18 protein-coding genes and 1 pseudogene are annotated in these 20950 nt (G+C 35.6%); 12 read left to right on the forward strand and 7 right to left on the reverse strand.

From position 1 onward, the window contains the following. Window positions 1-115 precede the first annotated feature (115 nt). The 3 genes from rpaB to SAGCYANO_RS16580 all read left to right on the forward strand — a co-directional run bounded on the left by rpaB (window position 116) and on the right by SAGCYANO_RS16580 (window position 2968). Window positions 116-847, forward strand: coding sequence for a response regulator transcription factor RpaB (gene rpaB, locus SAGCYANO_RS16570; protein ID WP_202221088.1), 732 nt, complete (start codon window positions 116-118; stop codon window positions 845-847). Between the two features lie 902 nt (window positions 848-1749). Beyond that, complete coding sequence (locus SAGCYANO_RS16575) at window positions 1750-2397, forward strand: cofactor assembly of complex C subunit B (protein ID WP_202221089.1); 648 nt, start codon at window positions 1750-1752, stop codon at window positions 2395-2397. Window positions 2398-2437: 40 nt separating this feature from the next. Next, a complete protein-coding gene (locus SAGCYANO_RS16580; RefSeq protein WP_202221105.1) occupies window positions 2438-2968 on the forward strand; it encodes a DUF456 domain-containing protein in 531 nt (176 codons plus the stop codon). A 3-nt stretch (window positions 2969-2971) separates the two neighbouring features. Here the strand turns inward: SAGCYANO_RS16580 and SAGCYANO_RS16585 are convergent, their stop codons facing one another. The 3 genes and pseudogenes from SAGCYANO_RS16585 to SAGCYANO_RS16605 form a co-directional block, all read right to left on the reverse strand. Then, the gene (locus SAGCYANO_RS16585) at window positions 2972-3397 is read right to left on the reverse strand and encodes a hypothetical protein (protein ID WP_202221090.1); all 426 of its coding nucleotides are present in this window, start codon (window positions 3395-3397) and stop codon (window positions 2972-2974) included. A 966-nt stretch (window positions 3398-4363) separates the two neighbouring features. Next, window positions 4364-5437: a dTDP-glucose 4,6-dehydratase gene (gene rfbB / locus SAGCYANO_RS16595; RefSeq protein ID WP_202221092.1), complete on the reverse strand. Its 1074-nt coding sequence runs from the start codon at window positions 5435-5437 to the stop codon at window positions 4364-4366. A gap of 1544 nt (window positions 5438-6981) precedes the next feature. Beyond that, a pseudogene (locus SAGCYANO_RS16605) lies at window positions 6982-7155 on the reverse strand (hypothetical protein); the annotation flags it as partial. A gap of 451 nt (window positions 7156-7606) precedes the next feature. Between SAGCYANO_RS16605 and SAGCYANO_RS16610 the strand changes: the two are divergent. From SAGCYANO_RS16610 to SAGCYANO_RS16625, 5 genes are all read left to right on the forward strand, one after another. Beyond that, window positions 7607-8209, forward strand: a complete 603-nt coding sequence (locus tag SAGCYANO_RS16610) for a hypothetical protein (protein ID WP_202221094.1) — start codon at window positions 7607-7609, stop codon at window positions 8207-8209. A gap of 134 nt (window positions 8210-8343) precedes the next feature. After that, window positions 8344-9081 (forward strand): CapA family protein, encoded by a 738-nt coding sequence (locus tag SAGCYANO_RS47640; RefSeq protein ID WP_255502579.1) that lies wholly within the window; start codon window positions 8344-8346, stop codon window positions 9079-9081. 23 nt (window positions 9082-9104) lie between these two features. Continuing rightward, window positions 9105-9437, forward strand: a complete 333-nt coding sequence (locus tag SAGCYANO_RS47645) for a CapA family protein (protein ID WP_255502580.1) — start codon at window positions 9105-9107, stop codon at window positions 9435-9437. A 1740-nt stretch (window positions 9438-11177) separates the two neighbouring features. After that, complete coding sequence (locus SAGCYANO_RS16620) at window positions 11178-12419, forward strand: pitrilysin family protein (protein ID WP_202221095.1); 1242 nt, start codon at window positions 11178-11180, stop codon at window positions 12417-12419. Window positions 12420-12601: 182 nt separating this feature from the next. Further along, window positions 12602-12868 carry a peptidoglycan-binding protein gene (locus SAGCYANO_RS16625; RefSeq protein WP_202221096.1) on the forward strand — a complete coding sequence of 89 codons (267 nt, stop codon included), beginning with the start codon at window positions 12602-12604 and terminating at the stop codon, window positions 12866-12868. 61 nt (window positions 12869-12929) lie between these two features. Here SAGCYANO_RS16625 and SAGCYANO_RS16630 read toward each other — a convergent pair whose 3' ends face one another. The 3 genes from SAGCYANO_RS16630 to SAGCYANO_RS16640 all read right to left on the reverse strand — a co-directional run bounded on the left by SAGCYANO_RS16630 (window position 12930) and on the right by SAGCYANO_RS16640 (window position 13908). After that, window positions 12930-13178 carry a zinc ribbon domain-containing protein gene (locus SAGCYANO_RS16630; RefSeq protein ID WP_307785907.1) on the reverse strand — a complete coding sequence of 83 codons (249 nt, stop codon included), beginning with the start codon at window positions 13176-13178 and terminating at the stop codon, window positions 12930-12932. A gap of 288 nt (window positions 13179-13466) precedes the next feature. Beyond that, window positions 13467-13751, reverse strand: a complete 285-nt coding sequence (locus SAGCYANO_RS16635; protein WP_202221097.1) for a transposase — start codon at window positions 13749-13751, stop codon at window positions 13467-13469. Window positions 13752-13770: 19 nt separating this feature from the next. Beyond that, window positions 13771-13908, reverse strand: a complete 138-nt coding sequence (locus tag SAGCYANO_RS16640; protein WP_202221098.1) for a hypothetical protein — start codon at window positions 13906-13908, stop codon at window positions 13771-13773. A gap of 170 nt (window positions 13909-14078) precedes the next feature. Here SAGCYANO_RS16640 and SAGCYANO_RS50400 point away from each other — a divergent pair, with 170 nt between their 5' ends. The 4 genes from SAGCYANO_RS50400 to SAGCYANO_RS16665 all read left to right on the forward strand — a co-directional run bounded on the left by SAGCYANO_RS50400 (window position 14079) and on the right by SAGCYANO_RS16665 (window position 19701). After that, window positions 14079-14195: a peptidoglycan-binding protein gene (locus tag SAGCYANO_RS50400; RefSeq protein ID WP_202221106.1), complete on the forward strand. Its 117-nt coding sequence runs from the start codon at window positions 14079-14081 to the stop codon at window positions 14193-14195. Window positions 14196-15115: 920 nt separating this feature from the next. Continuing rightward, window positions 15116-16090 (forward strand): acetyl-CoA carboxylase carboxyltransferase subunit alpha, encoded by a 975-nt coding sequence (locus SAGCYANO_RS16655; RefSeq protein ID WP_202221100.1) that lies wholly within the window; start codon window positions 15116-15118, stop codon window positions 16088-16090. 1041 nt (window positions 16091-17131) lie between these two features. Next, a complete protein-coding gene (folE, locus tag SAGCYANO_RS16660) occupies window positions 17132-17854 on the forward strand; it encodes a GTP cyclohydrolase I FolE (RefSeq protein ID WP_202221101.1) in 723 nt (240 codons plus the stop codon). A 404-nt stretch (window positions 17855-18258) separates the two neighbouring features. After that, window positions 18259-19701, forward strand: coding sequence for a phosphoglucomutase/phosphomannomutase family protein (locus tag SAGCYANO_RS16665; RefSeq protein ID WP_202221102.1), 1443 nt, complete (start codon window positions 18259-18261; stop codon window positions 19699-19701). A 477-nt stretch (window positions 19702-20178) separates the two neighbouring features. On the opposite strand, the gene SAGCYANO_RS48820 is transcribed toward SAGCYANO_RS16665, so the two are convergent. Continuing rightward, window positions 20179-20950: Rid family detoxifying hydrolase (locus tag SAGCYANO_RS48820; protein WP_202221103.1), on the reverse strand; the 772-nt coding region annotated here is incomplete at its 5' end.

The raw sequence follows: 20950 nt of genomic DNA on the forward strand, positions 1-20950 counted from the left end.
TTCACTCATCCCAAGCTAAGAAGTAATACATAATGGTAATTTCTGTTGTTATTTTGATGATAGAGTTAAGAAAATTAATATAATTATAAATCTAAATGAAGGAGTGTTAGGAAAAGTGGAAAATCATAAAGAAAAAATATTGGTTGTTGATGATGAGGCAAGTATCCGTCGTATTTTAGAAACTCGGCTGTCGATGATTGGCTATGATGTTGTCACTGCTGCTGACGGGGAAGAAGCTTTGGAGACTTTTCGCAATGCAGACCCAGATTTGGTGGTATTAGATGTGATGATGCCAAAATTAGATGGTTATGGTGTATGTCAGGAGTTGCGGAAAGAATCTGATATTCCCATAATTATGCTAACTGCTTTGGGAGATGTTGCAGATCGAATTACAGGTTTAGAGTTAGGTGCTGATGACTATGTTGTTAAGCCTTTTTCTCCGAAAGAATTAGAAGCAAGAATTCGTTCTGTATTACGTCGAGTTGATAAGAATGGGAGTTCTGGTATTCCTAGTTCTGGTGTTATTCAGGTCAGCAGTATTAGAATTGATACGAATAAGCGTCAAGTTTACAAAGGGGATGAACGAATTAGACTTACTGGTATGGAGTTTAGTTTGTTGGAGTTGTTGGTAAGTCGTTCTGGAGAACCTTTTTCTCGGTCTGAAATTTTGCAGGAAGTTTGGGGTTATACTCCGGAGCGCCATGTAGATACGAGGGTAGTGGATGTTCATATTTCTCGACTGAGGGCTAAGTTAGAAGACGATCCAAGTAATCCAGAATTGATTTTAACTGCTCGGGGTACTGGTTATTTATTTCAACGTATTATTGAGCCTGGTGAAGTTGGTTGAAATATAGTTACAGTCAAATCAAAGCCTAAAAAAATAGGTAGTACTAAAAATTTAAGGATATTAGTTGCTACATCCCTTTGATTATAAGAAGGTAGACGATAAAAATCATTACTTGTTTAGCACTACTAAAAATCCTAGTTATTCAGTAATTTTAAAAATTTGCTTATCGGTATCTAAATTTATCTTTTTCTTTATGGGTTTAATACCAATTCCTAAAAATAATGCTATTTTTATTGAACACTTCAGTTATTCAGTAATGATAATTGTTCATTGATTTTTTAGCAATTATTTGTATGAATTCAAGATATCTTATTCGTCATTTACCGAATAATTAAGGTTCAAAGTCTCTCCTTTAAAGGAGAAAAAATAAAAAATTTTCCCTACCGCGTCAATCCTCTTCTTTTCAAGGAGAGGTAATTATTAATAATTATTAATAGTTGAACTACTTCCTACTCTCTGCTTTCAAGAAGATGTAGCAAAAATGCGCGATATTTGGGTATAAGATTCCACACTTCAACTGCTGTGTCTACAATTGGTTGGAGTTATCAGGCACGAAGTGGCTTGTCAAAGACTATCCCCATCAACTTTTTCCTTCTTTTTTCTTCCTTTTTCCTTCCTTTTTCCTTCTTCAATAAATTTAATGATTTAAATTATAGCTTTCAAAATTTATGTAGAGACTATATAGCAATCAGGAATCAGTTGTGAGAATTGAGGTGTTCCTTAAAAGTATAGAATATACCAGTTATCATATTCATATCATACATTTTTTTCTTATTCTCTGTTCCCAGTTATCTAAAATTTGCCAATATATAACAACTTAAATCATATTGCTATATATTCATATTTCTCAAAGATAAACACTATATTAAACCCTCTTTGTTTGATAATTTATTATTTAAAATATGGCTCAATCAGACCAAAATCAAGTCCTACGAATGCTACCTATAATAGTAGGAGGATTAGGTGGAACTTTACTCATGGTTAATCGATTTTTTACCCCTAATCTTTTAGCTTCCCAAGCTCGTTCTGATGTAGTAGGGGTAATTTTAAGTGCTTTTTTGATTTTAACTGGTTTACTTTGGCAACAGATACAACCACGTTCTCCTGATACTGTTGAATTAATTGGTGAATCAGGATTTGAACTATTGCCAGAATTATCTGACATAGCAAAAAATGAACTTGCCTGGGCTTCTAGTTTATTATTAACTAATACAGTTACTAAAACTATTATTATTTGGTATCAAAACAAAGTCTTATTAAAAAGAGGAATTTTACCATCTCACTCACAAGTAGAACCGGGAGCTATTTTTCAACAAGTTTTGAATAAACAAAAACCTATTTATTTAGTCGATTTAAAAGTTTATCCGGGTCGTATTGAATTTAATTATTTACCAGAAAATACTCAAGGTGTCATTTGTCAACCTATTGGTAAGAATGGCGTAATTATCTTAGGTGCAAATTCTCCTCGCAGTTATACTAAACAAGATGAAAATTGGATTTCAGGAATAGCAGATAAATTGACAGATACTTTGTCGAGAGAAATTAATTAGAATTAATAAGACAGGTTAATTTTTTGATTTTAATATGTTAATGGTAATTATTTATTGGCTTCTTGTAATAGTTATGTTGGTCGGTGTTGCTGGTGCTGTAATTCCAGGTTTGCCCGGTTCTAGTTTGATTTTAGCAGCCATTTTAGTTTGGAGCTTTATTCAAAATTTTACTGGGGTAGGTTGGGTGTTAGGAATGGCGATCGCTGTTCTTGTTTTGAGTACTTTAATAGATTTTCTAGCTACTTATTGGGGAGCAAAACAGTCTGGTGCTAGTAAATGGGGACAAATAGGTTGCTTCGTTGGTCTGGCATTAGGTTTTTTTGGTCTCTTACCAGCTTTACCATTCGGCGGACCTTTATTAGGGATGTTGGTTGGACCTTTTTTAGGAGCAGTTGTTGGAGAATTTTTATATCGGAAAGATTTAGAGTTTACTCAGAGGGCTAAATTATCTGTAAAAGCTGGAATAGGTATAGTGGTCGGCACAATTGTGGGAAATATAATTCAAGGAATTTTAGCGATCGCTACTGTGATAATTTTTCTTGTTTCAACTTGGCCGACCGTTCACAGTTAGTAGTTAAAAAGAATACACTCTACCAGTAGGAGAAATATAAACTGATTTATGGTCAGTTGCTTCTGAACCTGGTTTAACTCTAACTGTAACTGTATTACCTTCTGCACTATATTCATAAGTAAGTAAACTGTCATTATATATGTTTACTGTGCCATAACCGTCAGGTATACTTTGCAAGTCAACTCTGATATTTTTACTTCTTCCTGCGGGCAAAATTCTTTCTACTTCTGGAATTAAGTTATAGTTGAGAGCTTTTCCAGTCTGATTTAAAATCTTTAGTATAATTGGTTGTTTTGAATCTGCTGCTTGAGCTTCTGGTTGCCAATATCCAGGTACATAAGTAGGAGCATTTTCAGATAAAACTTCTTTGGGATAAATTATGAAGCTTGAAGTTATTAATAATGTTGTGATTAGAGCAAATTTTTTCATTTTTCCTCTTTACAAAAAATATACTACTTAATAGTCCAAAACTTTTGTTTCGGTTATTTTTGAGGTAGTCTTAACAGCAATTTTTGAGATGCTAAGGTACTGCTTAAATAATATTTCTGTTACCAGAGCGAGTATTCCCTAAATTCTTGACACTTTGTACTTCCAAGATTTGAAAACTGCTATTTATGAGATAACTTTAATAGCAATTTTTGAGATGCTAAGGTACTTTTTAAAATCTCTCTGTTTCCAGAGTAAGTATTCCTAAATGCTGAAAATTTTGTACCTCCAAGACTCTAAAACTAATGGATATAATAAATCATAGTTGTGCAAAATAAATTTTATTGTTGAAATTAGCAAAAGGGGGACGGTAGAATATGTAATTAATTTTGTCTCACTACTTAGCAATCTTAAATGCTTTATCAAACATCTACCTAGACAATTTTTCAGCATTGCCAGAAAGACAAAGCTTCTCAACTTTTTATTGCAGCCAGGAAAAACTTTACCAAGAGATTTAATCTCAGAAAAAGCTCTATCTAAAGTCTTTAAAATTTGTGGTAAGACTTGAGCATTAACGGACTTTAATCTAGGATTAGTTTTCCCACGTTATTGTTAAGTTTTTTGATAATTGTAATTATGATCGGCTGCATCAGTAGAGACTTTGAAAGTCTTATTTCTGTTCCTGCTTTTCTAGTCCCTAATTCTTAGAAATTTTACCTACAATTCAAATAAAATTTCTATATAGCAGTCGAAGGAAAGGTAAACACATATCAAAAGCTGAAAATTCAGACAATGCCAGATTTTTCCTTCACCATAGCTGCGTTCTGCTATAAAAGTAGTAACCTTGAAAGCTCTACGACTAAACTAACTAATTGACAATTAGGATAGTGGCTAGAAAAGACTACTTACAGAAAATAGAAGAGCTAGTAACTAATCATCAAAAAATATTACTAATTACCAATTACTAAATTAAGAACTTGCATAAACTTTCTGATAATAAGCTTGATATTCTTCAGATAATAATGGCTCCCACCAATTTCGGTTATTCAAAAACCAATCTACGGTCTGACGTAAACCTTCTTCAACAGTTACTGAAGGTTGCCAACCTAACTCAGTTTTAATCTTTGTAGCATCAATAGCATAGCGTCGATCATGTCCTGGTCTATCCTTAACAAAAGTAATTAACTTTTCACAAGGTTGCACTGGTAAATCAGTTGCTAATTCATCCATAATTTGACACAACATTCGCACCAAATCAATATTTTTTACCTCATTATTTCCACCTATATTATAAGTTTCTCCAGGTTTACCTTTGTGAATTACCGTATCTAATGCTCGACAATGATCTATCACATACAACCAATCTCTAATATTTTGCCCATCACCATAAACTGGCAATTGTTTTCCTAATAACATATTGATGCACATCAGAGGAATTAACTTCTCAGGAAAATGATACGGTCCGTAGTTATTAGAACAATTAGTAATAACTGTCGGGATACCATAAGTATGATAATAAGCTCTAGCCAGATGGTCACTTCCTGCTTTTGATGCAGAATAGGGACTATTTGGCGCATAAGGCGTGGTTTCTGTAAAAGCAGAATCTTCTGAGCTTAAACTACCGTACACTTCATCAGTCGAAACATGGAGAAATATACAACTCCGGTCTGGGTTTTGGGCAACAGTGGGATAATGACTTCTGAACGCCTCTAACAAAGTAAAAGTACCCACAACATTAGTTTGAACAAAAGCTGCCGGGCCAAGAATAGACCGGTCCACATGAGACTCTGCGGCAAAGTGGGCTACTGTATCTATATCCTCTTCCTGGAGTAAGCTATCTACTAATGAGCGATCGCAAATATCTCCCTGGACAAAGCGAAAATTTGGCAACTCTAGTAAATCAGCTAAAGTCTCCTTATTACCAGCGTAAGTCAGAGCATCCAATACAACTACTCGATGATTAGGATAGGTTTCACACCAATAGTGGACAAAATTAGAACCTATAAATCCAGCACCCCCGGTCACCAATAATCTACTTTCCATAATTTTCATTTCCTGAGAGTTTGCTATTAAGCACTTAATGCAAAATTAATTTAACATTTAGTCGAGCTATGTATGGAAGAAGAACTCGAATGTAGTGACCTAAGGCAGGTATCCAAATTGTTTTTGATAAATCTGTATTGACTACTCCCCGGAGGTCAGTCACGGGGAAACAAGCGCAGATACTACGCAACAGGATAAATCCATGTTGCTTCGTTTTTTCGAGCACTGACCAAAGATATACTCTTTGGGGACAATTTCCGCGGTGCCCCTACACAGTTGGCTTAAGTAGGGGCGTTAACGATAGTTATGCGCAAGCTTTCGGCCGTTCGCCCCTACAGCTTTGCGGCTTACTTTTGTGATTATATTTGCAGCCCCGTTACAGTCTGCATTTATTAACCAATTATTACTACTTCTATACAAACCACGCTTTATTCTTTTCGGTGACGGTTTCCAATCATTGGCCCGTAGGGTCGGTGCTTCCTTGCTCGGACTCAGGTTCCGAGCACCAGCACCGAGTTTTTCACCATAAATAGGCAGATAGTCACCATCTAAAAATGAAGGGGCGAATGCCATTCGCCCCTACAAGTATAACTTTCTTGGTGTTTCTATAAATATTATTCCATATTCATCGCATAAATTAGCTATTCTTTCTTTGAGTCTAGCTGTGGGAATTGGTACAAATTCTGAATTACTTTTTTTTCCTAATTTGATTTGATTTTTCTGACCTTTATTCCAACCAAATACAATTGTACCAATAGAATTTTTGTGCGCAATGATTAATGACTATTCTGGCTGCTTTATTAATTCCCAAATCGAATTTGGCGGTTACGTTTTTCTGTAATTGCAGCTAGTTTATTTGACCAAAATCCAGTCGGTTTATTTTCTTTAATGGTTGATATTTGTTTGTTGTACCAACCCACCCTATCCTCCCGGGAGGGGAACTAAAGGGGTGGGTGTTTATCATCTACAACCCGCGCTTGTACCTACATTAGATACACAGGTCAACCAATTATTTACACCGTGGTCTATTCCTAAGACATTTTCTTGATTTAATTGAGGTTTAACTACTACTTCTTTTTCATAGACACCATAACCAATAAAAACATCTGTTCCTCGGTAATATTCTCAGTTCTTTAAGAGAAGCAAAGTTGAGATTACTCGGCAATAGCAATAATATCGGGATTTTTACTTACTAAAACTTGCTGACAAGAGTACATTTGAAACGAGGGTTGGATGGCTTACCCCTGAGTAATAATAGCACAGGACCACTTTAGTTGTCTAGTCTAAACGACTCAGTTGTTTCCATCCCCCGGTTAAAACACGGGGGCCTTCAACGTAGCTCTTCGGTCAAATAAAATACATCGGATTAAAATCCGACTCCTCACCTTTGATCCATCGCTTAAAAGACGATAGCTTTAATGCTCCCGTGTTATTTAGGTAATTTCTCACCATATTTAGTTCCTCCTATAACAATGTCGTTATATTTCAGACGTTCTTCTAGAGATAGTGCTACGCTAGTTCCTCCATTTGTGAAGTCTCTGCCGTTAAATCTCGCGATTATAACGGGAACTTCTAAAACAGAGATAATTCAATCCTCGTTTGCTGAAGTTTCTTGTCTCACAGGCTGACCACCGTCTTACGCCTCCACAAGCAGACAAGATGATACCCACCTCGTTTAATGCTTTATTTAATATGTTAATTGCAGCGTTTTCATCTCTATCTAAAACCGTTTTACATTTAGGACAATTCGGGAGTTCTAACTGATAAAGTTTTAGCTACTTTTTGGCCACAATTACTACAATGCATGTGATGTATTGTGAGGATGTACGGGCGAATGGCCATTCGCCCCTACTTACATGAACACCTTAAATTATTAATAATTAAAGAATCATTCATTATTCATTATTCATTATCAACGTGCTTTTTTTCCAGTTGTTAGACCCAACTTCTTTTCTAGATACTTTTTTTTGCTTTCTTGCTAAAGAAGATTGAGATTTTCTATAAAAATTAGGAACAGATTATAACGGGAGACCCCTTGCCGAATCAAGTTGGCTAATCTCGATCAACTATAAATTTTGGTAGCTATAAGGGATTATCAGTAAAAATTTATTCTCATAAGTAGTAATATGATTGAATTTAGCTGATATTTTCGGTGTAAGGATAATAATTGTGAGTCAACAAGAAATTTTAACACGAGCAAAACAAGGAGACCCTCAAGCGATCGCTTTTCTCATCAATCAAGCATTAACAACTATTGGAGTTAAAGCTAGGGTTAGTATTCAGAAAAATAATCTGCATCTTTTACTAGAAAGCTCTCAATTGCCAGATCGCCAAGCTTGTATTAGAGTAATTCATCAAGGAATGCAGCGCCTTAACGCATCATCGATTGATTTTGTCAATCTTTACGGGCGAAGATTAGGTAACACTATCCCTGAGTGGACAGAAGTTATTGAATTATACAGACCTAGTATATACCATCCAGCCGGAGTAGGGACAATTTGGTGGCAACCAGAAAATACAAATTATTCCCAAAAATCTCTTGAACCTACTCTACCTTCCCTATTTCAACAGGTGGAATTAAATACTCCAGAAATAGTTAAGACTAATCCAGAGATAAGTAAAAGTGAAGATAAAAATGTAGATTTTTCTCCAGTTAATCTCAACGGACCTGTGAGAAAAAGAAATAATCGCTCTAGGACAAAAAAATATTTTCTTCATACAATACTTCTTGGCAATTTTTACCTAAGAAAAATCAAGCTCTTTGGCTATTAGTAAGCACTATTGGCATAGCATTAATTCCTGTATCAAATTTAGTTTTCAGTTCTAATAATTACAAGCTACCTGAAATTATTTCAAATATTTATCCACCGCAACAAAGACCTCAGTCAAGCTCTTCAATAGTAGAAGTGAGTAAGTCAGAAATATCAACTATACCTACTCCTCAAATTGTACAAACTCAAAATAAACTTAATTTATCAGAGGTTTCTGAGTTTCTTTTATCATCTATTAAATCTCCAATTAATCCTGATACAAGAATTACGATTAAAGCAGTGGGTGATATTATTCCCGGTACTAATTATCCTAGAAATAAATTACACCCAAAAAAACAAGAATTGTTTGCCTCAGTCAAACCATTATTGCAGGATGCAGATATTGTATTTGGTAATTTTGAAAGTACTTTGACGAGTTATCCCAAGAGTCGTAAAAGAATGGGCAGTGGTAAAGTTTTTGCCTTTAGAACACCACCAGAGTATAAATATTTGTTGAAAGATGCTGGTTTTGATGTTTTGAGTGTAGCAAATAATCATTCTTTTGATTTTTTTGAGCGGGGATTTGAGGATACAATCGCTAATATTCAAAGTTTGGGAATGCAAGCTGTGGGGAAAAAGGGGGAAATTGTTTATCGTCAAGTTAAAGGGATAAATATAGCATTTATTGCTTTTAGTAATTATAGTTATCATAATTCTATGCTTGACTTAGAATCTGCGAAAAAACTTGTACAAGAAGCAGATGAAAATGCAGATATTATTGTTATTTCTGTTCATGCAGGTGCAGAGGGAACTAGGGCGTTGAGAATTAAGAATAAGACTGAATATTTTTTGGTGAAAATCGAGGTAATAAAATTTTATTTTCCCATACATTAATAGATGAAGGTGCAGATTTAATTTTGGCTCATGGTCCTCATGTGCCTAGAGCAATGGAAGTTTATCAAGGGAAGTTAATTGCTTATTCTCTTGGTAATTTTATGGGATATCGCACTTTGTCTAGCAAAGCTCAGTTAGGATATTCTTTAGTATTAGAAGTAGATATTAATCCTAGAGGGGATTTTGTTTCGGGTAAAATTTTACCTGTTCATTTGAATAGTAAAGGCATTCCTTATCCTGATAAATATGGTCGGAGTATTAAGTTAATTAAGCAGCTTACAAAAAAAGATTTTCCGAAGACAATTTTAGAAATTGATGGTGAAGGAAATATGACAATGAAGAAGGAAGAGAGTTGAGGTTTTATCTTAAGAAGGAAGAGTGGCTCACACTGATTATGGCACGGATACACGGATAGGTCAGGGAGTGGGGGAGTGGCTCACACTGATTATGGCACGGATATACGGATAGGTCAGGGAGTGGGAGAGTAGTTAGGAGGAGCGGACAGAATAAAATTTAACTAGGAAGTAGTCGGATATATTTGTCACTTAATTTTTCTGCAATTATTCTGCATAAAATTCTAACTTTTTGAGGGTTTTGGACTGAAAACCAAGCACTTTTTTTAACCCAAAAAGGCTTTAGCCAATATCAGTCAATGCTTTGAGATTTAATTAGGGCTTGCTGATTAAATCAAATTTTTATTTCTGATTTAACTCTGTTGCGACATACGCAATAGATATTTTGACTTACAAAACCCTGATGGAGTTTTAATTAAATCAAATTTTTATTTCTGATTTAGCTCTGTTGCGACATACGCAATAGATATTTTGGCTGATAAAACCCTGGTTAAGTTTTAATTGAATCAAATTTTATTTCTGATTTAGCTGAATCGGCAGCAAATTGAATCGGTTCGATGCCCATTCAATTTGCAACCATCCCACCAGAAGCTTTCGCCCTAGTTGAAAAACTTGTATTATTATGTTGCTATAACCCTGGAAATTTTCCACCATGGGGCAGGGCTACGAAACGAGAAGCCGACATTATAGCGCAAGCGAGCGTGTGGGAGTATGTCACTTTTATAATCCAGTTCCGGAATTAATCGAAAATCTCTAGTTTTGCAATATTCATTTAAGAGATATTGAAAGGCAAACCGAATAGAACTTTCATTCCGAGAACCGCCATATTGAATAATACGTTCAACTTCGGTATAGTATTGATTAATTAATAATTTAGACATAGTTTGAAGAATGAAGGTGTAGGAGTTAGGACTTAGGATATAGAAATAAATTTTTCTTCAATTTAAGGAAAGTAATTGGATTTTAACCCTAGTCATACCGTTTCACTAAAGTCAAAAGTCAAAAGTTAGAAGTTAAAAGTGATATTTTCAGTACTTAAAACCTCTACTATACAGTAATTTTAGCTTATTATTTGACTTCATCAGTTACCAACTATTTGTGACATTAGCTATGATACTTAAAATTAACAATGCCAAAAAATTTGTGTAAGTTATTGTTCCATGTACCAGTTTCAAAAAATAAGCATTTGTGTAAAATAAACAGTATATTTAGAATCGACAAGGAGTACTCAAAAAGCTACAAACAAATCAAAGTTTAACTAAATAGTAAAAACACAAAAAACTTATACAAAATTCATTTCTAAGCTGCATAGAATAATATCTCGATCAGGGTTGACTGTAGATCAAGATAGACAAGTTAATAAATTTAATACAGCAGTTTCCGAAGCTATGAGGTACAGTTGTTTTTATTCTTTTCTGTTGCCTGTTGCCTTCCGGAGCTGTTGCCTCAAACCTAAAATTTTGTACCTCATAACAACGGAAAGCCCTGTAATTCTGTGCCACTTCAGATAAAATTGGTATAACACCTAATATAAAATCCGGTTGAATACTTATTATATAGTTGGGAGTGTGGGAAGGGTGAGGAGATTGAAGTGCGGGGAGATTGAAGTGTGGATAGAATTATAAACATATACTGCATAACCGGATTCTATATAATACCTACTACCTAACAACTAAGACCTACCACCACGCCACCTACGACCTAGTTCCTCACTGCTGACTAATATTGAAAATTAAAAAATTAATGATTAAAAAAAATATAGAGCGAAAAGTCCTGAATAATGGCATAGTCGTCATCACAACAGAAAATAAGACAGCGGATATTGTCTCAGCCAAAATATTCTTACGCATAGGTAGTCGTTATGAACCCAGAGAACAGGCAGGAATCTCTCACTTGTTAGCAGCAGTATTAACCAAAGGTACAGGAAAATTATCCTCTCTAGATATTGCTCATAAAGTTGAATCAGTAGGAGCAAGACTAGGTACAGATACAACCACAGATTATTTCTTACTGAGCATAAAAACCGTATCTGCAGATTTTACAGACATATTTCAACTGTCAGGAGAAATAATCAAATATCCATCATTTCCAGAAACAGAAATTGAACTAGAAAAACGAATTACTATTCAAAGTATTCGCTCTCAACTAGAACAACCTTTTACCGTAGCATTCTCTCAATTACGAGAAATGATGTATCAAAATCATCCTTATGCTTTATCAACTTTAGGCACAGAAAAAACAGTTTCTCAAATTACCCGCGCCGATCTTCAAGAATTTCATCAAACTCACTTCCGTCCAGATAATATAATCATATCTATAGTAGGCAATATTACGAACGCCAAAGCAATTAATTTAGTTGAACAAATATTAGGAGATTGGCAACAACCAGAAACACCCCCGATAACTTTAAACTTACCAAGTCTAACTCCCCAACCATCAAAAACAACAACATACCAAGAAACTCAACAATCAATTATTATGCTTGGTTATTTGGCAGCAAATGTTAATAGTTCTGACTATGCTCCTCTCAAACTAATTAATACTTATTTGGGCAATGGTTTATCAAGTCGCTTATTTGTTGAACTGAGAGAAAAACGAGGTTTAGCTTATGATGTATCTGCTTTTTATCCTACCCGTATAGATATCTCCAACTTTACAGTTTATATAGGAACTGCTACAGAAAATACAGCGTTCGCTAAAGCAGGATTAAGAGAAGAAGTGGAACGCTTAGTTAATAATCAACTTAGCTCAGAAGACTTACAAGTCTGCAAAAACAAATTATTAGGTCAATATGCTTTAGGTAAACAAACAAACTCACAAATTGCTCAAATTTTAGGATGGTATGAAATTTTAGGTTTGGGTATGGAATTTGATGCCAAATTTCAAGAAAATCTGACAATGGTAACTACTGCTGAGGCACAAAAAGTTGCTAGTAAGTATTTTATTGAACCTTATGTTTCAATTGTTGGACCGGAAGAAGATTGAGAATCACAATTGCTATAATTTGAGTCAAAAAAAGCCTACTATTTAATATCAAAGTTAAGCTATTAACTAGAACTAATAAATATATTAGACATCTCCACCAAAAGAGGGAGTAGGGAGTAGGGGAAAATAATTGATAATTTCTGTGCGATAGATTTTATTTTTTATTATAGGAGATGTCTATAATGTTAAGATTAAAAGACTTAATAAACATAGCAGTGAAAATTGGAAAAAATCAAACTTGGATATTTTGCTTAAGTTTTTTCAGCCTATTAATAATCAATTTAAGTAGGCTAACTACTACATGGGCACAAATACCTTTAGAAATTAATTCTGTACCCATTTCTATTGATCGACCAATACTCAAAACAGGTAGTCAGGGAGAAGAAGTATCCCAACTGCAAGGAGTGTTGAAATTAATAGGATATTATCGTGAAGTTCTCTCCCGTTAAATCGGAGATTATAACGGGAGCTTCTCAAACAAAGAAGCTTCTTGCGAGTGCTGGTGCAACGCTACGCGTTATATGTCGCGGAGCGAAACACAGGCTGACTAACGCCTAAGCCTCCACAAGCAGACAAGATGATACCCACCTCGTTTAATGCTTTATTTAATATGTTAATTGCAGCGTTTTCATCTCTATCTAAAACTGTTTTACATTTAGGACAAGAGTGAGTTCTAACTGATAAAGTTTTAGGTACTTTCTGACCACAATTACTACAATGCATGTGATGTATTGTGAGGATGTAGGGGCGAATGGCCATTCGCCCCTACTTACATGAACACCTTAAATAATTAATAATTAATAATTAATAATTAATAATTAAAGAATCATATCAAATCCGGTAGCATCGGTGTTATTTAATCTTTAAAGATAAGAGTCTATATTGTAGGGGGAATGGCCATTTGCCCTTACCGATTGTATGACGATCAACAGTATTATACTAACTACTGTGAAGCCAACGGATTTGATATCATTCATTATTCATTATTCATTATTCATTATTCATTATTTACCTACATCATAAATTGATTTTGAAAGTTTTGTGTTTCTAGCTAAACCTTTGATATTCAGGTCTGCCTTCGGCGCGCCGCTCCGCGTCTACAACGGCAATTAGGTCATATTTTATTGCCAATTTATGAGCAGTTTTATAGTGAAAATCTTCTGTTTGTCTGGCTATATGTTGATGTAGTCTAGCTATTCTATTTTGTGCTACCCTCCAGTTATTTGACCCTATTTCTTTTCTAGATACTTTTCTTTGCTTTCTTGCTAGATTAGATTGAGATTTTCTATAGAAATTAGGAACAGAAACAGTCTCACCAGTATTAGTAGTCAAAAACTCTAGTTGTTAAATTTCAAGAAGATGTAGGGTTAATCCCAAATGGAATTGTTGACCAAAATACTTGGAATCGTTTATTACCTGCTACCCCAACATCCTTAGAGCTGACTGAAACTACAGTAAAAGATACAGATTCAACTTGTGAGTGTGCCAAAAATAAAACTTCTGCGACTACTACAACTAATCAGTCCCCAGCCACAATTAATTCAGACATAGAAACCTCTAATCGTATAGATTTACCAACTCTCAAAATTTGGATGAGAGGTAATGCAGTTAGAGGGTGACAACAACGTCTTAAGGCCAAAGGATTTTTAAAGGGAAAATATATATCGGACATTTGGCCTTCAAACTCAAACTGCTGTTAAGATGGCTCAAAGGAAATATAAACAACAGCAAGATGGAATTGTAGATACCCCTCTATGGATAGCTTTACTACGGTGAAGTACCGCTCAACTAAACTTACTCAAACTGAACGAGAAGGTCTGAAAGTCTAGTCAAACGCAAGTGGAACGACCACAACAGGGTTAAACGACAAACCCTTTATTCCTTGGTCAAAGACATCAGGAATTACTTTTTTAATTATATTAAATGACCCATTTACATCTGCATTTAATTGCATTTAATAATTTATTTTCCCTGGTTTGATACAACCCTCTTGTTACTCTTTTTCCACTAAATTTCGGTTGTTTATCTCCATATTTCGGCAAATAATCCCCATCTAAACAGCTATCCATTACCCATAAGTCTTGAAACCCTTGTGGGGAGAAGGAGAGCAGGGAGTAGGGGAGAAAGGAGAAAGAATCATAGTCGCTAAGTAAAACTACTGAAGTTTTCAAAAAAATGTACTTTTCCATAGGTTTTTTCTCCCAAAAAAGCCGAACCAAGACTAATTCATAACTTGTCTATTTTGTCAATATTTCTGTTAAGGAAGATGTGGGTAATGGATAGACCTTATAGGAGGGGAATTCTTGCCTGTTGCTTGTTAAAGCTGAAAAACATGGACTATCCTAGACAAATATCTACAAAATGTCTATGTTTTTACGCCATTAATCTGTGTTATTATTACCTATGTCTGCTAAAACCAGAGGATTTTAGCAACAATTATGGAGTGTTTGGCACTCGACTTTTCATAAGGACGAAAACCCCAGAGGGAGTCCTAAACTCAATGTGTTTGAGCGGAACATTAACCTTCTTTGCCAGTAGACTTATGGACGGGTGAGTCGGAAAATCGCTTTTAGTCACCGATGAGTAGCGTGTCTAGGATTGTCTAGATTTTTAGAAGGTGGTCAGGTTAATCAAAAAACTGATGAACTGTGGTAAACTTAACAATGTTAACGTGGAACCTAAAATAAAAACTCGGTGTGCCCAAATCAGAACGTAAAATTCTCCTAGATTTTGAAAAGCCTCTAGCAGAATTAGAAAACCGTATAAATCAGATTCGTGAACTAGCTAAAGACTGTAGTAGTGTAGATGTCTCTGAGCAAATTAGCCAACTAGAAGCTAAAGCAACTCAACTACGTCAAGAAATCTTTAATGGTCTTTCCCCCGTACAGAGGCTACAGTTGGCCCGCCACCCAAGGCGACCAAGCACTCTGGATTATATCCAAGCTATTTGTGATGAGTGGCTCGAGTTACATGGCGATCGCGGTGGTAGTGACGATCCAGCAATAGTAGGGGGCTTGGCCAGAATAGATGGAAAGCCAACTATAATTATTGGTCATCAAAAAGGACGAGATACGAAAGATAATGTAGCCCGTAATTTCGGTATGGCCTCAGCAGGAGGATACCGCAAAGCAATGAGGCTAATGGAACATGGCAATAGTTTTGGAATGCCAATCTTGACCTTTATTGATACTCCTGGTGCATGGCCAGGTGTAGAAGCTGAAAAATTGGGACAAGGAGAAGCGATAGCCTACAATCTACGAGCAATGTTTCATCTGGATGTACCAATAATTTGTACGGTGATTGGAGAAGGTGGTTCAGGTGGGGCGTTAGGAATTGGAGTGGGCGATCGCTTACTGATGTTAGAACATTCTGTATATACAGTTGCTAGTCCTGAAGCTTGTGCAGCAATTCTATGGAAAGATGCTGGTAAAGCTTCTCAAGCAGCAGATGCTTTGAAAATAACCTCTTGGGATTTAAAAAATATAGGGATTATAGATCGTGTCATCCCAGAACCAAATGGTGGCGCTCATGCTAACCCATTACAGGCAGCAGAAAATCTAAAAAAGGCCATAATCAGCAATATAGAAGAATTAACTAAGATAAGCAGTGATGAACGCCGAAAACAACGTTATCAAAAGTTCCGTTCCATAGGAGTATTTTTGGAAACTTAAAAACTGAAATTTATTTTGTCTTCTGGTCAACCGCTTCATGGAAGTCAAAAGTCACAAATTATTATCCCATTAATAAAAGCTTGATTTTTCTGCGGATTAATCTTTTGTCTCTGTATCCAGTTAATTTTTTTGATTAAATCCACAAGATGGGTAAGAAAGATGATTGTTAGTGACTTATTATTTCTACTCTAGGAACACTAAAAAGATGATGATATACATCATAAACTGTAATAAAGTGATGATAATTTAGTATACTTTTAATAAATTGATTTTAGGCTATACTAGAAATCAAGTAATAGTGTCAACCCTAATTAAGAATAAAATAAACAGTTCTTAAAATAACCTCAGTAGTTTTTCATCCATAACTCTAGCTAGGGAAATATTGCTCTAATAACTCTTAAACATTTTATCTAGCAAAATTAATAAAATTCAACAGAATCTAGATAGAACTTTTTTTCTTTCATTGTTTTTCAATTTATTAAAGCAATCTTAATTAACCATGCACTACTAACTTTCTGGCATAATTATTAAAGTAGTGATTATGGTTTCGTTAATGACCAAGTATTTTCACAAGAGGGTGATCTAGGGTGTCCAGTCAATTTTGCTTCATAGCTCCTTATGAAATAATGACAAGAAAAGAAAGAACTACTTAGTTAGTATTCAGCCAATTCTCCCTGGGTTGATCGATACCTCTTTCTAAGGCCAAGAAACTTATTGGAATTGAGCTTAACTATTTCATCATAATAACATCCTAAAAATAGTTAGTTCCCGAGAATTCTTAATACTTTCCTGATACCAACTCAGACCGTAATTTAATTTACTTACTTCAATGATAAGTAATAACTTGTGAAAATAGATTCTTGCTCGGTGTCACACTTACAGCAGAGAAATTGAAAATTTCCCATTTTCATAGTTCATTGCTAATTAATAACTAAAACTGATTACCGCCAATGAACAGAGAGCTGCGCTCTAAGCTAAATGGCCTAGCAAAAGTTAGGTCAAGATATAACTTGCTTTTTTTTAATCTGATCCGGATCTATTATGACTCAAACTTTTTCCAACGCTTCCAATAACACAATTAGCACCAATGGTGCTAAAACTTCTGATGCAGCTACAAATGGTATTTCTCAGCGACCTGACCGCAGCTCCTCATCTAATGGTCAACCGATAAAGCAACAACCTCCTGCTGAAGAGACCAATGAAGCAATGATGGAGGCAGTACGAACAATGTTACTATCAGTAGGAGAAAATCCTGAACGAGAAGGATTACTCAAGACTCCTAAGCGGGTTGCAGAAGCAATGCAATTCCTCACTCAAGGCTATAATCAATCCCTGGAAGAAATTGTCAATAATGCCATTTTTGACGAAGGTCATAACGAAATGGTTCTAGTTAGAGATATCAATCTTTTTAGTCTTTGTGAACATCATATGTTACCATTTATGGGAAAAGCTCATGTAGCTTATATTCCCAATCAAAAAGTAGTAGGTCTTAGTAAGCTAGCTCGGATTGTGGAAATGTATTCCCGTAGATTGCAAGTTCAGGAGCGACTCAACCGTCAAATTGCTGAGGCAATTCAACAAGTTCTAGAACCAAAAGGTGTTGCAGTTGTCATAGAAGCTACTCATACGTCTATGGTAATGCGAGGAGTACAAAAGCCTGGGTCTTGGACTGTTACCAGCGCTATGCTTGGCTTATTTGAAGAAGATCAGAAAATTAGAGAGGAATACCTGAGCTTAATTCGGCATCAACCTGCATTCTTTTAACTAGCTATTAGCTATCAGCTATCAGCTATCAGCTATCAGCCTAAAAATTTGCGCATATAATTAGATATCTGTTTGCAGAGCATTTCGTCAGGAAACGCTTTTTAATGGCTAGTAATTGAATGCCCTGAGAATAAGGAAGTAATATCATGTCCGGATAATTAGTGATAAAAAAAGTTTTTGTTTGTAGTAGGGCTTTAGCCCTTACAATACTTAGTATTAGGAGTAAAGTCCAACTACGAGCCTAATTATAACTGTTCTACCGTTAGCGTAGCTCCCCCGGAGGGGGAACATGATATAACTTTTCTTATTTTCCTATCCTTTTCGATAATAATTATGTATAGAAAAGTAGGGGAAAAAGCTGAGAATTAAAGCAAATAATTAAACAATATAAAGAGATTTATAGTATGGCTAAACCAATAAAATTTGGAACAGATGGCTGGCGCGGTGTTATAGCTGATGATTTTACTTTTGAACGAGTTTCTTTAGTAGCTCCAATCGCAGCGCGAATTTTAGAGAAAAATTATGCTGGTTCTACGAATAATAGTCAAACAGTAATTGTGGGCTACGACCGTAGGTTTATGGCTGAAGAATTTGCCCAAGTTGCTGCTGAAGCTGTTCAAAATGCAGGTTTTGATGTGCTGTTAACAGAAACTTATGCTCCTACTCCAGCTTTTAGTTGGGCAGCATTTGAAAAACAAGCTCTTGGGGCAATTGTTATGACTGCTAGTCATAATCCAGGAAAATATTTAGGGTTAAAAGTAAAGGGTGCTTTTGGTGGGTCAGTTCCTCCAGAAATTACACAACAAATAGAAGATTTATTAACAGTTGAAGTAGAAAAAAATCAGCTTCAGGGGAGCAAAATAGAAAGTTTTAATCCTTGGCCGAATTATTGTGAAACTTTACAAAAAATGGTAGATATAGACAACATTAAGTATGCTATTAATGAGGGAAAATTAAAAGTTTTTGCAGATGTAATGCACGGTGCTGCTGCTGGAGGGTTGCAAAAGATATTGGGAGTAGAAATTCAAGAGGTCAATGGTAATCGCGATCCCTTGTTTGATGGTGGTGCCCCTGAACCTTTGCCTCGCTATTTGAGTAAACTTTTTAAAGAAATGAAAAGTTATCGAGCAGCAAATCAGGGAAGTTTATCCATTGGATTAGTGTTTGATGGAGATAGCGATCGCATTGCTGCTGTGGATGGTGAGGGTAATTTTCTCAGTTCCCAAATTTTAATTCCTATTTTGATAGAACATCTGACAACTAGGCATGGGTTTAGTGGGGAAGTTGTAAAGACTATTAGTGGTTCCGATCTATTTCCGAAGGTGGCAGAATTATATAATATGCCAATTTTTGAAACTCCCATTGGCTATAAATATATTGCCGACCGGATGTTGTCAACTCAGGTGCTTGTGGGTGGAGAAGAGTCTGGGGGTATTGGTTATGGTACTCATATTCCGGAAAGGGATGCTTTATTATCTGCACTCTATTTGTTAGAAGCAGTGGTAATGTCTGGTGAAGATTTAAGTGCAATTTACGGCAAACTTCAAGAAAAAACAGGTTTTAGTTCTGTTTATGACAGGATAGATTTACCTTTGCCTAATATGGAGGTGCGATCGCGTTTGTTGGAGCAGTTACAAAATTATCCTTTGACAGAGGTTGCTGGACAAAAAGTGGTTGATTGTTTGACTATAGATGGGTATAAGTTGCGGTTAGCTGATGGTCGTTGGTTATTGATTCGGTTTAGTGGTACTGAACCTGTTTTGCGACTTTATTGTGAAGCTGCGGATATGCAGCAGGTTAAGCAGACTTTGGAATGGGCGAAAAATTGGGCTAACAGTATTGCTTGATGTTATGGAAAGTTGCAAATTAATAGACATCTCCAGAAAAGAGGCAACAGCTCATCTGGCAACAGGGAGAAATAATTGATAATTTATGGATAAGAATTGATTCTGCAAATTTTAGTAATTTCTGGGCGATCGCCTACCGAGGGAGTAGAGCGATCGTTTTTGTTAATCTTACTAATTATCCAAATTTTCGGACTTCTGACATCATATCAAATCCGATTGAATACTTATTATATAGTTATATATAGTCATTCCAATTAAGATTGAGACAAGGGTTTCTTGCCTTGAAAGAGTTTCAGCTAAAAAAGTGTTCCAGTCTTATTCAGAATGACTATAGTTGAGAGTAGGGGAGTGTGGGAGTGGGGGAGTAGGGGAGATTAAATAGACATCTCCAATCATCAAAAATAAAATCAATTATCGTACAGAAATTATCAATTATTTCCCTCTACTCTCTACTCCTTATTTTGCTGGAGATGTCTATTATACTACTGCAATACAGTCAATTTCTACAAGTACATCTTTGGGTAAGCGAGCAACTTCGACACAAGCGCGAACAGGAGCGTTTTCTGGGTCGAAGTATTTGGCATAGACGGTGTTAACTGTGGCAAAGTCGTTCATGTCTTTGAGGAAAACAGTGGTTTTGACAACATTTGACCAAGTAGCTCCTGCTGCGGTGAGGATAGCTTCAAGGTTTGTCATTACTTGTTCTGTTTGTTTGGTTATGTCGTCGGTGTAGACTATTTGATTGATTCTAGTGTCGATCGCTATTTGACCGGAGACGAAAATCATTTGACCTGTGGCAGCGATCGCTTGATTATATGGGCCAACTGGTTCTGGTGCTTTGTCGGTTTTGATAATTTTGCGGGTTGTCATATTTTGATTTGTTGTTTCTTTTGTTGGTTGATTATCGGTGGGTATTTCGGCTTTAGTAAATTTTCTCCCGTCAGGCATTATAGTATCAGTAAAGTCTGCATCTTTTATGTTCCATAAATAAGTTTTAGCACCAGATAAATTTGCTTTACTAAGATTAGCTCCTTCTAAATCTGCCCTGATTAAATTTGCTCCTTGTAAATTTGCCCTTTCTAAATTAACTCCTTTGAGAGAAGCGAAATTAAAATTAGCATTACTTAGGTCTGACTTTCTCAAATTTGCATTATCTAATTTAGCGAGAATAAAATTAGCATATTTAAAATCTCCTTTACTCAACTCTGCTTCTTGAAGTTCTGCTCTACTAAAATCTGATTCTGTGCAT

The organism is Okeania sp. KiyG1, assembly GCF_014132355.1.
Classification (GTDB): domain Bacteria; phylum Cyanobacteriota; class Cyanobacteriia; order Cyanobacteriales; family Microcoleaceae; genus Okeania.